We start from the raw sequence: 13,722 nt of genomic DNA on the forward strand, positions 1-13,722 counted from the left end.
CCCTTAACGAGATACCGTGTCGACGATGCCGACAATGGCCAGGTCTATGGCCTCATTGGGACCGCTGAAAACATGTCTGGCGCTGGAGCCGCTGCTGAGCAACACTAACTCGCCAATGCCAGCCCCTACGGAATCAACCGCCACTTCATCACCTGTGGTGGGGTGTGAGGGCAGTTCCCCATCGGCACAGACCCGACGTACCAGCAGGAGCTTTTTCCCCACCAGAGACGGTGATTTTTGTGTGGATACCACCGCGCCTGTAACGCGTGCCAGATGCATGGTTCACTCCTGTTTAATGAGATGAATATTGCGTGTGCCTGCGGCTTCTCGAGCCAGTGTGGTAATGACACATTGACGATGCAGCACCAGCAATACGCTGGGGAGGCGAGCCACGTCGGCATAACTTAAAAGATTGACCGGGTGCAGGATGACGGTCTGCCCCAGCTCATCACTGAATGCCAGAGGCAGGCGTGCCAGTTTTTTCACCGGTAACGCCGGTAACAAACGACGCTGCACTGACAGCTGTACGCGGAGTCCAAATGCCAGCGCCTCGTGGATCATGACCGCCGTTGTATTTGACGAATCGTTCTGCGCAAGTTGCTCCAGTAATGGCAGGTCAACCTGATGAACATGCAAAGATGAATGCTGGCAAAACAGTGTCCGGGCATCGATTTCCCGTAGTTGCGCGGCGCTGAGCGTGACCGTACTGTCAGCACGACGCAGCAGACGAGCAACGACCTCCTCGACGGTACGCTGCACCAGTTCGCCGTTCATCGTGGCGTTACCAGTTTGGCGAATGCGTGCGGGCTATCTGCGCCAGCCGCATTGGCTTCGTCTGTGTCGATGTGCATCTCAAGACGCATATCGGGTGAAACGCGAACGGCAACGTTGTCAAAAACCAGCCGCCGTTCATCACCCTCAATGGCCACAGAGACGCTGTCGCCGTGCGAAACACGCAGGATCAGTGCATCCAGCGGTGACATATGAATATGGCGGCGGGCGATAATCACGCCCGACGTGAGATCCAGTTCGGCAAACGGGCTGACAAGGCGGATCCCCGGCGTTTCTTGAAGAGCGCCTGACATACGCAAGGGGGCTGCGACGCCCAATGTTCTGGCGTCGGTACGGGAGATTTCAACCTGACTCGTACTACGCAATGGTCCAAGCAGGCGAACATTTTTTAGCTGACCTTTTGGGCCAACCAAAGTGACGGTTTGCTCGGCGGCGTATTGTCCGGGCTGTAATAGTGCTTTTTTCTCGCTGATCGGTTGGTCAGGAAAAAGACGGGCATAGTCTTCTGCGCAAAGATGGATATGACGATTAGAAACGCCCAGCGGAATAGGGCGCTCACGCATCTCATCCAGGACCTGGCTTACGGTCGTCTCCAGCAGTTGCTTATCCATTACGCGTCACCTCGCTTACCGGAATGCAGACAGAGAGAGCGGGGTTCTCCCTTCTGGCGTTTGCATTGTGGATCGAGGCAAAGATTGCAACTGATAAGCTCAGTTCCCAGTGCGCTCTCGGGTAAAAACGGCTCTGCAAGGATCTCTTCCTGAGGCTCTTCGGGAGCAGCATCTGGAATGGGCTCAGGCGACGTCTCTACGCGGTAAGAAAGAATGCCCTCGCCAGGCCGTGCGATGACTTTATGCGCGACCAGACCTGCTTGCTGGTCGGCAAAACTGGCGCCAGTGATGATGGCCGCCTGAACAGAGGCCACATCACCGGTAATTTTGAGAACCGTCCAGCCTGAACCGTTGGTCTTTTCGAGGCCAACCAGCGTGATGGAAGCGGCTTTCGCCATGACATCCGCGCAATTGATGGCTAATGCCAGACCACTAACTTCAAGTAACCCCAGTGATTGCTTCACGCTGTGCTCCTTTTTCGAAGTGACTTAGGCAGATTTAGGTAAAATGGCCTCAACGTCGCTGTGCGGGCGTGGGATGACGTGGCAGGATTTGACTTCGCCTACCGCGCTTGCTGCAGCACTTCCTGCGTCTACGGCCGCTTTTACGGCACCGACATCACCGCGAACCATCACGGTCACTAAACCCGAGCCGATCTTTTCATAGCCAACCAACTGCACGTTGGCGGATTTCACCATGGCATCAGCGGCTTCAATCGCGGCTACCAGCCCTTTTGTTTCAACCAGTCCCAGTGCGTTATTCATACTGCGGTTCTCCTGTGGATTATGAGTGACCATCCCGGAAGGGAAGGCCCTTAACCAGCCGCGCGGCGTTGTTGCCAATACGTCGACGGGCAGGGTTATCTTGGTGATAGGTCAGCGTAAATAGCGGCGCTGATGCGGGTAAATTCTTGTAATGCACAACCAGGGTTTCACTGTCGCAGGCGATGCCTACGAGCAGCGGCGACTGGCGCGCTGCTTGCCAGGCGCAGTGAACGACATCGTCTGAGACCTGCTCCTGGACAACGAAGGGAATACCTTCTTCTTCGATACCCAACAGGACGTCATTCCAGGCGGAGAGTGTGCCGTCAATGGCCGCGACAACAATCGCCGGTGCGATATGGTTACTGTCCATAGGCAAACTCCTTATGCCAGGACAAGATCAATCCTGTTGCGACAGCGTTTCTTGGCCCTTCGCTACCGCGAATGTTTCCTCGCCCGGCCACCAGCCGATAGTGCGCCAGCGCATCGGTGACCAGTTGCGGGACTTCAAAATCCAGAGAAGAACCGCCAACCAGCACCACAAACGGGATGTCGCGGATATTGCCGGTTGGGCTTACCTGACGCAGCGCACGCAAGGCGTTAGTGACAAAGACCCGCTCTTTCGCGCTGCGGCGAATGGCGCGCACTTTCTCCAGAGCCAGGTCGCCAGGAAGAGGAACCAGTTCATCGGGTTTCACCACGCAGACACGTGCGAACACCGAGGGCGGAAGCGGGGTGGGGAAGAACTGGACGCTGCCGTCCTCGTGCCGCAGGTGAAACAAACTTTCCACCTTGGCTAACGGGTACTTTTTGATCTCCTCGGCCAGATAACGATCTTCCAGACCCAGTTCGCGAGCGATGATCATCGTGACCATATCGCCAGCACCGGCGAGGTGAGTGGCGATAATTTCGCCTTTAGGGTTGATGATTGAGGCGTCAGTTGAACCCGCGCCCAGATCCAGGATCGCCAGTGGCCGTGTGGTGCCAGGCGTGGTTAAGGCACCCAGAATCGCGGCTTCGGCTTCTGCGCCGCCGACCTGAACGTCAACGTTGAGCTTTTGCTTAATTTCGCGGGCGATCATCGCCATTTGCAGGCGATCTGATTTCACCATGGAGGCGATGCCGACGGCCTGCTCCAGCGAAAACTCCCCGGCTAACCCACCTGTAACACTCACAGGTACTGACGTGTCGACGGCTAACAGGTCCTGAATGAAAACTTCGTTGCTGGGTTTGTTGGTGAGTTCTGCCATTGTCTGGCGAACATGCTCCAGCATGCCGCCAATATTGGTTCCGGCTTCACCTGTCACATTATCCAGTTTGGGGCATTCGCCGACCGCTTTCATGATAGCGTCGGCACCAGCAGCAACATCGACTCGACGCGTGCGTCCCTGCGACAGCAGTTCGATATTTCCGGCTGGTATAGCGCGAGCTTTCACATCACCCGAGGGAGTTTTCACCACCACGGCGGAACGGTTGCCAATCAGCGCGCGCGCCATAGGGACAATGTTTTTGGTCTCGTCGGCACTGAGATTAAAAACCGTAGCGATGCCGTAAGGGTTAGACAGTGTTTCGATCACCTTCCCGGGGACGGCAACCTCAATAGCGGCCAGCATCCCGAGAGGAATTCGGTCGATATACCGAACTTCATCAACAATAGGGACGGGTTTTTCAAGACGATTACTGACCAGTACACCGTCATCCTGTTGCAGAATGACGCCGGTCAATTGATACCCCGCCCGCACGGAGGCGTTAATCATGGTAGCAACATCGGCGAAATCGAACGCTGCTGATACCACCAGGATGTAAGAGACATCAGCCGGGCGAGTCAACAGCTCTTCCGGCGTAATGGTTATCCCGACGCCAAGACCGACCCCGCCCGGCGTTTTCGGGTTGTGGCCGATCATGGTTGACTCAGTGATAATGGTTTCCGTGATGGTTTCCATCGCCACATCGCCAATCACTGGCGTGGCTTCGTTGATGCGGATGAGCGAAATATCACTGACATTGATGCCGGCGTTTTTTGCCGCCAGCGTAAGCGCCTCCTGAATACCGAACACATTACGTAATGTGCCCTTGATTCCGGTCGTTTCCGCCAGCGCACTGCCGGTGATTGTCAGTACGCCAGACTCATTCAACGTCGCCAGAGCGACTTCTGTTGATGAGTTACCAATATCAATGCCAGCGATATACCGCATGGATTCTCTCCGCTTAATCGTCGCCTTTAAGTTTTTTGCGCTCGATGTACAGCATGGCCGCTTCACGAACGAAACCTGCGCAAATCTTTGCCTGATAACGATTTTCGAGATCGTCCGCAATGGCCATCAGCTCTTCTTTCGTTGAACGGTAAGGACGCAGTGCGTTGTAGATTTCAAGGATCCGTTCGTCAGGTACGGCAGTCAGTTCCGCGGCGCGTTCAAAGTTCATCGCCAGTCGGTCACGGCCAGCATCTTTGGCGATAGCAGCCTGAAGACGCAGAGTTTCCGGCGTGATACGCATGTCCTGCGCGGTCACTTTATTGCTGAGGACATTCTCAAGCGTGAAGTCATCCAACGTTTTGTTGGTTGCTGTTTTCACCCACTCAGGATGCTTGTTCGCCAGTGGGTAATCGGTCACCTTCGCGGTATGCGTGGTCGTATGCACTGCAGCAGAGGCGGGAGTTTCACCTTGCAGGCTGTTCATGCGGCTCAACACATCCCGTACCATCGATTCAATTGCTTCGGTATTCATGGCGGTATCCTTTGTTAAAGCGCCACGCGCAGTTCTTGCGCGTTTTTGCCCGTCACGACATGCTTCGTCTCTTTGATATGCAAAATGGCCGATTTCGCCTGATATTTCGGGCGCGCCATCTGATCATTCAGCGTCGGAACAGGTTGCGGAGATTCTCTCTTGGCATAGCGCGCGGCGTTTTTACCAATTTGACGGTACGTTTCCAGCGTAAGTAACGGAGCCTGAGGGAAAAGCTCCAGGTTGGAAAGCGGAGGTAACCCTTGTTGGTGAATAACCGTCGTCCCTTTAGACTGGATGCCGATAGAGATGCCAGAACCGCTCAGACGATTCCCTTCTACCGCGACGAACGCCACATCGGATGATTTGAAGCAACGAATAACACGTGCCTTGATGCCTTCTTCTTCAATACCCGCGATCACTTCGCGCAGAATGCTCTTGTGCGGCAGACCCACGATATTGACGGTTTGCGACAGACCAAATGCCGGGCCAACAGCAATAATGACTTCGTCTTGCTGGGCACCTTGTTTGGCCTCGCCAATTTCAGTCAGAAAGCTTTCACCCTGTGCAGGGGCCGCCTGAACAGCGGGTGTACGCAAGGTCACTGGTTTGTCACTGCTCTGCATTTCGGACAGCACATCTTCAATTATCTGGCGCAACAGCTTTTCATTAATTTCCATTTTTCACCCCTTAGCCAAGTTCGTTGGGATCGAGTGCGCCAGGGATATTTTTTATCTCTTCCCAGCGTTCGCCTTGCAGGCGATAACCTGTTGCCGGACCGGCATAATCGTTAATGTCATTCACTGCTGAGAGCACTTGTCCATCACCAACGATAATGGCGGAGGTATGCAGATAGTCTCCGGTCAGCTTGGCTTTCTGGATGTTGAGCATGTCCTGAGCAACGTCGGTGAAACCGCCCTGGGCGAGGGCTTTTACCACTTCCAGACCGTTACGGTTCTTACTGATGATCTCCTGCGCGAACTTGAGATCTTCAACAATGTTACGTTCCGGCATGTCTTTCGAACCGTGGGCGTAAGTGGCGGCTTCGACTTCTTCGTCAGTGATTGGTGGAAGACCCATACCGGTAAAGACGGCCTGCAGTGCGCGAGCGGCTTTATTACGAATAGCGATGACGTCTTCTTCACGTACCGGACGTAAACCCCCGTCCACTTTCAGGTCGCGCTGGAGAACGTTGTAGTCATCAAAATCCTCGGCATCTTCGTTGGAACCGGCAAACATGTTGTCGTAGTTCGGCACCGCCGAATAACCGGAGGAGATAAAGTCCGTTCCGGGCAGGAACTGCATCAGCAGGCGCGCAGTACGGCGCATGTCGGAGTGGGTGAAAGTCTGGTCGTTACTGGAGGCGCATTCCAGATCCAGCGACGAGCAGATCAGGTTTTCCGCCAACACGGCGCGAATCCCTGATGGCACCGCGGAAGGCACGCCAATGCAGCTCACCGAACCGTTTTGTAACCCCTGTACGCCAGCCGCTTTCGTGATGTAAATGCAACGCGCTTCCAGGTACAACATCGACTTACCTTCGGCGTAACCCATTTGCACTTCAGAGCCAGAACCGGAGGTAAAGCGCATTTTCAGGCCGCGAGAGGCATAAGACGAGGCCAGAAAGCCTTTTGACCAGGGGGTATCGTCACCGTCGGTAAAGACAGGTTCAGTACCGTAAACGGAGATGGTTTCGGCGTAGCAGGTATGACCTAGCATACCGAGTTTCAGTTCGGTGGCTTCTTCCAGCGAACACTGGGTTAATACGCCAGGACGACCGACCTGGGAGCCAACGAGCAGAGCGATAGCGTTGAACGGGGCATAACGCGCCACGGCAACGGTCGTCTCTTGTTCATCAAATCCGCGCCATGCGCCTTCGGCGGCATCGGCAGCGATCTGTACCGGGTTATCTTTGATGTTGGTCACGTGCGCCTGTTGAGAAGGCGTACGACGAGCGCGCATTTTCTGCATCGCCATCATCATCTCAACCACGTTCATGTGTGACACCACTTCAACGATTTTCGCCGGTGTCATCGCGGTGGTGAGCGGTACGATGTCACTGCGTTTTACATTAGGGTCGCAGAGCATATTGGCGAGCTTGACCGAATCCATCTTCATGACTTCTTCGGCGCGCGCCAGATTGATCCCGTAGCGGGCGATAAAATGGTCAATCAGGTCAAATTCGCTGGCGGCTTTGCCATCCAGTTCGGTCACTGCGCCGTTGACGATTTTAATCGAGGGTTTAGGATCGTTCGGGCTTTCCATTGCAATGAAGCCTTCTTCGATCCACTCCTTAACGAAGCCGTCCTGATTCACAGGGCGTTTCGCCAGTGCTTCAAATCTTTTCGATCTCATGAATCAGCCTCATGGGTATTAGATATAGGACGGACGATCGTTTTTCGGTTCAGAACCGAGGGTCGACAGGACGGTTTTGCCAATTTCGCGCGCAGAGATAACGGCCTGACGTACAGCGCCGGAGTCACCGGAAATCACCAGAATGGCTTCATTACTGAAGCTGGTTCCATGTGCCGGAGAGCTGTAGGCCACGACCTCAACGTTGGCAGATTTCAGTGCGGTATCAGCCATTAACACGCCAACAGACGCTGGAGCGCCAACAATGACACCGCAGGCGCGGCCGAGTGGTGCGCCGAACGCTTTTTCAAGGGCATAACTGGCGCGCGCGGTGTACTGCAGTTCCAGATGGCCCGCTTCATTGGCGTAAACATCGCCAAAGGTACGGTCAAGTTCCTTGAGTGCGACTTCGATGCCGCGTTTTACGTCTGAAACATCGTTGCCGCCCAAAATGATCAGCGAACCATGCCCGGCACCGCCTTTGGTGTCGCGAGGAAGCTCAATGCTGACCACTTCCGTATTCGTCGCTTTTACGGCTTCATCAGCGGCCATGATGTGTGGACCTGCGCCCGTACGTGCGCCCAGAATGCCAATTGAGCGATAACGCTTCTCAAGCTTCATCGCCTCCAGTAAAGCGCTGTCTACGTTCGCGATGACCAGACCAACAGTGTCGCCAATCGCGGTGCCGACAAATTCCGTTAAACTGCAGCTCTTTTCTGCCATAGCCGTCTCTCGTTTTGGATAGGGTTTATCAGGGGTGACCGGTTGAGCGGGGGTTGCCACGCGGGCAATCACCTGCGCCATGATCTGTTCCACCAGCTCATTGCTGCTCATTGGCTAATTCCCTTCGGTAAGATTTTTTCTACATCGGTATGCGGGCGTGGAATAACGTGTACGGCTTTCACTTCTCCCACGTTGCGGGCAGCTGCCGCACCTGCATCGGTAGCCGCTTTGACTGCGCCGACGTCACCGCGAACGATAACTGTCACCAGTCCAGAGCCAATTTTTTCGTAACCGACCAGCATGACATTGGCTGATTTCACCATCGCATCAGCGGCTTCGATGGCAGCGGTTAAGCCTTTGGTTTCTACCATTCCTAATGCTTCTTGTTGCATAAAGACCTCGCCTGGGTTGTCCCGATAATCAGGACTATAAAAAGAAGCGAGGAAAAAGAATGGCTGACTTATCTTTGAACGTGAAAAAATAGTGGGTAGTTGATAGTATTAAATTGCTTAAACTAATTTTATCTTGTTGTTTTTAATGAAGAATAAAATAAATGCCAATGTAATTATTTTGCTTTTGTTATTTCATTTTTACATTTTACAAGATGACAAAATAAAATTAATTTGCCAGGGGTAAATGAATGTGTGATGTTTGTTGGAATTTTAAATGTTGGATTTAGCCATTTTTTATTAATACAACGATCGTGTTTTATTTATCGAATCGCTCGTGGCGTCTGCTCTACGGGGTAAACGGATAGCAATAATTTGTTATTGCGGCACGATTTTTCAGAGCCAGCCGGCCTTCAGGTTGCCAACAATTTGCAGAGAACAGTTTTTATAGTGAAAGTCGGGCCGTCAGCGGGGGTAGCTTGCTGACACAGACACAAACTCTGCTTAGAAGGTGTCACAATGAACGACTCACTAAAAGCGCAATGCATTGCCGAATTTTTGGGCACCGGGCTGTTTTTGTTTTTCGGTATTGGTTGCCTCAGCGCGCTCAAAGTTGCTGGCGCAAGTTTTGGATTATGGGAAATCTGTATTATTTGGGGATTAGGGATCTCGCTTGCCGTTTATCTGACAGCCGGAATATCCGGTGCGCATTTAAACCCGGCAGTGACGATTGCATTATGGTTGTTTGCCTGTTTCCCTGGCCGTAAGGTTTTGCCTTACACCATAGCCCAGCTTGCTGGCGCGTTTGGCGGGGCGATGCTGGCATATCTGCTGTATGGCAGTCTGTTTATCGAATTTGAAACGGCTCATCAACTGGTGCGTGGCAGCGTCGAGAGTTTGCAACTGGCGAGTATTTTCAGTACCTATCCGGCTGCGGCCTTGAGTGTATGGCAAGCGGCGCTGGTGGAAGTGGTGATCACGTCCATTCTGATGGGGATGATCATGGCGCTGACCGACGATGGCAATGGTGTGCCTAAAGGACCGTTGGCCCCTTTGCTGATAGGGATACTGGTGGCGGTTATCGGTGCTTCTACCGGTCCTCTTACCGGATTTGCGATGAACCCTGCGCGTGATTTTGGCCCGAAACTGTTCGCATGGATAGCAGGATGGGGAGACATTGCGATGACAGGCGGACGTGATATCCCATATTTTATTGTACCTATCGTGGCACCTATTGTTGGGGCTTGCGGGGGGGCGGCAATCTATCGCTATTTTATTGGCAAAAACTTACCGTGTAATGCCTGTAAGCTGGAAGAAAATCAGGGGTAACGCCGTTTTTATGGGTTTTTTCTGAAATAGGTAAAATGATTTCGTGATCTGGTTTCACGAACTGAATAAAACGTCTCCCAGGGATGGGGGACTTTTGTTATTGTGCATTTTGCTTTGTTCATTAATATCCCAGGAAAATGATCAGGCGAATGTAAATAAAATGTGCTGTTTATAACAATAAATTAACTGAGGGGTTTTATCATGATTTCTGCGAGCGCTCTGAACTCAGAACTCATTAATAAAATCGCCCAGGATTTTGCACAAGCCACCAGTCTGGCCGTTGTGGTTGTCAATATTCATGGTGATGAGATTTCTGAGTTGTTTAATTTCACGCCATTTTGTCAGTTGATGCGCCAACATCCTCAACACAGTACGCGTTGTCGTATGAGCGATCGCTGCGGCGGTCTGGAAGCATCAAAATCAGACCAACCTTGCATTTATCGCTGCCATGCGGGTTTAACCGATTTTTCTATTCCGTTGGTAATTGCAGGTCATCTGGTTGGTTTTGTCCTTTGTGGGCAAGTACGATTACGCAACGATGTCGGCCTGGTGGATATTCTTAGTGTGGATGACCGTTGGCAAGCCGATCCCGAACTGCTGAATGAATTTCATAACGTACCTGAGATGGACTATTCAAGGGTGATGGCGTCAGCAGATCTGTTGAAGCTCATTGTTGAAAATTGCCTTAAAAAACAACTTAATTTTGTTGTTATCAAAGATAACCCACAGCAAGCTGAACCGGCCCGGGCGAACCGTAGCCCTAATCCGCATGACAGTAAAATAAAGAAAGCGCTGCGCTACATTGATGCACATTTGTCGGACGATCTGCGTCTTGAGGATGTCGCTTCACATGTTTATCTTAGCCCGTACTACTTCAGCAAATTATTTAAAAAATATCAGGGCATCGGTTTTAACGCCTGGGTAAACCAGCAAAGAATGGCCAGCGCCAGGGAACTGCTGTGCCACAGTGACTGGAGCATTGCCAGCATTGCGCGTAATTTAGGCTTTTCTCAAACCAGTTATTTCTGCAAAGTTTTTCGCCAGACGTATCAGGTGACACCGCAGACGTTTCGCCAGCAAATTAATGAAAATTCCGCTATTGAATCTGCGTAAATATCAATATCTGGCAATTGCCGATTTTTGATATCCTGTGGCATGTCTGTTTTTATAAAATGAAAACAATCACCTCAAGGCGATAAGTTGTCGTAGCGCAACAAAATAGTCTTATTTGAGGGATAAACTGCGTCTGTTTTTATTTTTGTGATGGGGTGCAGTTTCGGGAAGTGTGGTTTTTATTATTATTTCCCCGCTGCACTCATTCAATACATATACGAGTGAAATATGCATGTAAACGCCAGGAAATTGGCGTAAGAAAGAGTGAGATGTAATTAGAGTTTAATTACCGTTATGGGTTACGAAAAATGCCCATAACGTAAGTCGACAGGTTTGCCACATTTGTGGCAGGGAAGGGGGTGAGAATCCCCCGCAGCCCCCGCTGCTGTGATGCTGACGACCCCGTAAACGCCACTGATCGTAAGATTGGGAAGGACGGGTGAGGATGACGCTGAGCCAGAAGACCTGCCTGTCGGCCATTACCAACAACTTCGGTGGGAAGTGGGTTGATCGGAAGCGTATCGTCTGAAGACGGGTTACAAGCGCATCTCTACACCCCTACCACCCTGAACAGGATCAGGGTATGGCGGCACGTTCTCACGCATTTATTCTTGCAGGTACCGGAAGCGGCTGTGGCAAAACCACGGTAACGCTGGGTTTGCTGAGTCTGTTAAAACGTCGCGGTCTGCGTGTACAACCCTGCAAAGTGGGACCTGACTATCTCGACACGGGCTGGCATACGGCGGTCTGTGGCACGGTCTCCCGCAATCTCGACAGTTTCATGCTCCCTGAGCCCGTTCTTAATGCCTTGTTTTGCGAACATATGCAGCAGGCTGACATTGCCGTCATCGAAGGGGTTATGGGGCTGTACGACGGCTACGGCACCGACCCCAATTATTGCAGTACGGCGGCAATGGCGAAGCAACTGGGTTGCCCGGTTATTCTGCTGGTGGATGGCAAAGCGGTATCAACCTCGATTGCCGCGATGGTGATGGGATTCCAGCACTTTGATCCTGACCTCAACATTGCGGGCGTTATCGTCAATCGCGTTAATAGCGAAGCACATTACCAACTCCTCAAAACGGCAATTGAGCGTTATTGCACAGTGCCCGTTCTGGGCTATGTCCCTCGTGCTGAGGGCGTTTCATTGCCTGAACGCCATCTTGGACTGGTCACCGCCCGAGAGTCGCTTATCAATCAGCAACCGTGGCAGGAATTTGCCAGTACCCTCGAGCAGACACTGGATATCGACCAGGTGCTTTCGCTGAGTCATCTCACGTCGCTGCCTGAAGGAGAATGGCCGACATTACCCTCCGCTTTCGCTGGCGAAGGGCTTACGCTGGCGCTCGCGGATGATGAAGCCTTCAATTTTTATTACCCGGACAACATCACTCTGCTGGAGCGTACTGGCGTCCGTATCACGCGTTTTAGTCCTCTTCATGACCGCAAACTTCCTGACTGTCAGATGATTTGGCTTGGCGGTGGGTATCCTGAACTGCATGCGCCGGCGCTTGCCGAAAACAGAGAAATGCTGTCGCAATTGCGGGCAGCGCATCAGCGCGGTGTGGCTATCTATGCGGAGTGCGGTGGTTTGATGTACCTGGGAACCTCGCTGGAGGATGCAACCGGGGCGGTATATCAGATGGCCGATATTATTCCAGGCCATAGCCGGATGGGAAAACGGCTTACCCGCTTCGGCTACTGCGAGGCGCAGGCCCGGCAGCAAACACTACTGGCAGCGCCTGGCGATGTGCTTCGTGGGCATGAATTTCACTACTCGGATTTTACCCCGGAAATACCGGCCGTGATGGCATGTCGTAAAGTCCGTGACGGTAAAACCTTGCAGGAATGGTCAGGCGGCTGGCTGGTGGGAAATACCTTTGCCAGTTACCTTCACGTCCATTTCGCACAGCGTCCGGAAATGTTGAACCACTGGCTGGCTGCGGGCAGGGAGTCGCTATGACATTACTGGCGTGGGGCGTAGCCTGGCTTCTCGATTTTATTATTGGTGACCCGCAAAACTGGCCGCATCCGGTGCGCTGGATAGGCAATTTAATCTCCTCGGTTCAGCGCCTTGTCAGACGCTATTGCCATAGCGAGCGCGCGCTGCGGATTGGCGGCGCGGTGATGTGGGTGCTGGTGGTCGGCGTGACCTGGGGTGTTTCCTGGGGCGTACTGACGCTGGCGACGATGATTCACCCCTGGTTTGGCTGGTTGGTTGAAGTCTGGATGATCTTTACCGTCCTGGCGGGACGTTGCCTGGCAAAGGCCGCGATGGATGTTGAACGTCCACTGCGGGCTGGCAATCTTGCCGAAAGCCGGGAAAAGCTCGCCTGGATTGTGGGCCGGGACACGTCGCAGTTACAGCCGGATCAAATCAATCGCGCGGTGGTAGAGACCGTGGCGGAAAACACCGTTGACGGCATTATTGCGCCGCTGTTTTTCCTGTTGATTGGCGGCGCGCCTTTAGCCATGGCCTACAAAGCGGTCAACACCCTTGATTCTATGGTGGGCTATAAGCATGAAAAATACCGGGCTATCGGTATGGTCAGCGCCCGCCTAGATGATGTGGCGAATTACCTTCCTGCCCGTCTGAGCTGGCTATTGCTCAGCCTTGCCGCAATGCTGTGCCGTCAGGACGGCGCCCGCGCACTGCAGATCGGCTGGCGCGACCGTTACAACCACAGCAGCCCAAACTGCGCCTGGTCTGAGGCTTGCGTGGCTGGGGCGTTGGGCGTTCGCCTGGGCGGTCCGAATAACTACTTTGGTCAGCGCGTTGAGAAACCCTGGATAGGTGACGCGCAGCGCGACATTTATGTAGACGACATTTCCCAAACGATTCGATTGATGTGGGTAGCTTCGACCCTGGCCCTTGCGCTGTTTATGGTGGCGCACTGGCTGGTAGTTGGCGCGGCCTGAGGAGAAATA

At 53.0% G+C, this 13,722-nt stretch carries 16 protein-coding genes and 1 riboswitch; of the genes, 4 read left to right on the plus strand and 12 right to left on the minus strand.

Features of this window, described 5'->3' with window-relative positions; genetic code table 11:
• Positions 1 to 3 precede the first annotated feature (3 nt).
• Genes JM656_RS08375 through pduA form a run of 12 tightly spaced genes read right to left on the minus strand, consistent with a single transcriptional unit; the run spans position 4 to position 8,355 of the window.
• Entirely contained in the window at positions 4 to 279 is a 276-nt protein-coding gene (locus JM656_RS08375; protein ID WP_203360765.1) for a EutN/CcmL family microcompartment protein, read from the minus strand.
• A 3-nt stretch (positions 280 to 282) separates the two neighbouring features.
• Entirely contained in the window at positions 283 to 774 is a 492-nt protein-coding gene (pduM, locus tag JM656_RS08380) for a microcompartment protein PduM (protein WP_203360766.1), read from the minus strand.
• Positions 771 to 1,403: a phosphate propanoyltransferase gene (locus JM656_RS08385; RefSeq protein WP_203360767.1), complete on the minus strand. Its 633-nt coding sequence runs from the start codon at positions 1,401 to 1,403 to the stop codon at positions 771 to 773. The genes pduM and JM656_RS08385 overlap by 4 nt, the downstream gene beginning before the upstream one ends.
• Entirely contained in the window at positions 1,403 to 1,867 is a 465-nt protein-coding gene (locus JM656_RS08390; protein WP_203360768.1) for a BMC domain-containing protein, read from the minus strand. Before JM656_RS08390 ends, JM656_RS08385 begins: the two co-directional genes overlap by 1 nt.
• A gap of 24 nt (positions 1,868 to 1,891) precedes the next feature.
• A complete protein-coding gene (gene pduJ, locus JM656_RS08395) occupies positions 1,892 to 2,167 on the minus strand; it encodes a propanediol utilization microcompartment protein PduJ (protein WP_162379893.1) in 276 nt (91 codons plus the stop codon).
• A gap of 19 nt (positions 2,168 to 2,186) precedes the next feature.
• On the minus strand, positions 2,187 to 2,537 hold the full coding sequence (locus tag JM656_RS08400; protein ID WP_203360769.1) for a glycerol dehydratase reactivase beta/small subunit family protein: 351 nt from the start codon (positions 2,535 to 2,537) through the stop codon (positions 2,187 to 2,189).
• Positions 2,527 to 4,359: a diol dehydratase reactivase subunit alpha gene (locus JM656_RS08405; protein ID WP_203360770.1), complete on the minus strand. Its 1,833-nt coding sequence runs from the start codon at positions 4,357 to 4,359 to the stop codon at positions 2,527 to 2,529. Before JM656_RS08405 ends, JM656_RS08400 begins: the two co-directional genes overlap by 11 nt.
• A 13-nt stretch (positions 4,360 to 4,372) precedes the next feature.
• Positions 4,373 to 4,891 (minus strand): propanediol dehydratase small subunit PduE, encoded by a 519-nt coding sequence (pduE, locus tag JM656_RS08410; RefSeq protein ID WP_203360771.1) that lies wholly within the window; start codon positions 4,889 to 4,891, stop codon positions 4,373 to 4,375.
• Positions 4,892 to 4,905: 14 nt separating this feature from the next.
• Positions 4,906 to 5,568 (minus strand): propanediol/glycerol family dehydratase medium subunit, encoded by a 663-nt coding sequence (locus JM656_RS08415; RefSeq protein WP_203360772.1) that lies wholly within the window; start codon positions 5,566 to 5,568, stop codon positions 4,906 to 4,908.
• A 10-nt stretch (positions 5,569 to 5,578) separates the two neighbouring features.
• Entirely contained in the window at positions 5,579 to 7,243 is a 1,665-nt protein-coding gene (pduC, locus tag JM656_RS08420; RefSeq protein ID WP_203360773.1) for a propanediol dehydratase large subunit PduC, read from the minus strand.
• 18 nt (positions 7,244 to 7,261) lie between these two features.
• Positions 7,262 to 8,074 carry a propanediol utilization microcompartment protein PduB gene (gene pduB, locus JM656_RS08425; RefSeq protein WP_192612674.1) on the minus strand — a complete coding sequence of 271 codons (813 nt, stop codon included), beginning with the start codon at positions 8,072 to 8,074 and terminating at the stop codon, positions 7,262 to 7,264.
• On the minus strand, positions 8,071 to 8,355 hold the full coding sequence (gene pduA, locus JM656_RS08430; protein ID WP_001183618.1) for a propanediol utilization microcompartment protein PduA: 285 nt from the start codon (positions 8,353 to 8,355) through the stop codon (positions 8,071 to 8,073). Before pduA ends, pduB begins: the two co-directional genes overlap by 4 nt.
• 516 nt (positions 8,356 to 8,871) lie before the next feature.
• On the opposite strand from pduA, the gene pduF reads away from it, so the two are divergent.
• The 4 genes from pduF (at position 8,872) to cbiB (ending at position 13,713) form a co-directional block, all read left to right on the plus strand.
• Positions 8,872 to 9,681, plus strand: coding sequence for a propanediol diffusion facilitator PduF (gene pduF / locus JM656_RS08435; protein WP_203360774.1), 810 nt, complete (start codon positions 8,872 to 8,874; stop codon positions 9,679 to 9,681).
• A 201-nt stretch (positions 9,682 to 9,882) separates the two neighbouring features.
• The gene (pocR, locus tag JM656_RS08440) at positions 9,883 to 10,794 is read left to right on the plus strand and encodes a regulatory protein PocR (protein WP_203360775.1); all 912 of its coding nucleotides are present in this window, start codon (positions 9,883 to 9,885) and stop codon (positions 10,792 to 10,794) included.
• A 312-nt stretch (positions 10,795 to 11,106) separates the two neighbouring features.
• Positions 11,107 to 11,282, plus strand: a riboswitch (cobalamin riboswitch).
• A 95-nt stretch (positions 11,283 to 11,377) separates the two neighbouring features.
• Positions 11,378 to 12,757, plus strand: coding sequence for a cobyrinate a,c-diamide synthase (locus tag JM656_RS08445; protein WP_203360776.1), 1,380 nt, complete (start codon positions 11,378 to 11,380; stop codon positions 12,755 to 12,757).
• Entirely contained in the window at positions 12,754 to 13,713 is a 960-nt protein-coding gene (cbiB, locus tag JM656_RS08450) for an adenosylcobinamide-phosphate synthase CbiB (RefSeq protein WP_203360777.1), read from the plus strand. Before JM656_RS08445 ends, cbiB begins: the two co-directional genes overlap by 4 nt.
• The last annotated feature ends 9 nt before the right edge of the window (positions 13,714 to 13,722 follow it).

The sequence above is a fragment of the Citrobacter sp. R56 genome (assembly GCF_016811995.1).
Taxonomy (GTDB): Bacteria; Pseudomonadota; Gammaproteobacteria; order Enterobacterales; family Enterobacteriaceae; genus Citrobacter_D; species Citrobacter_D enshiensis.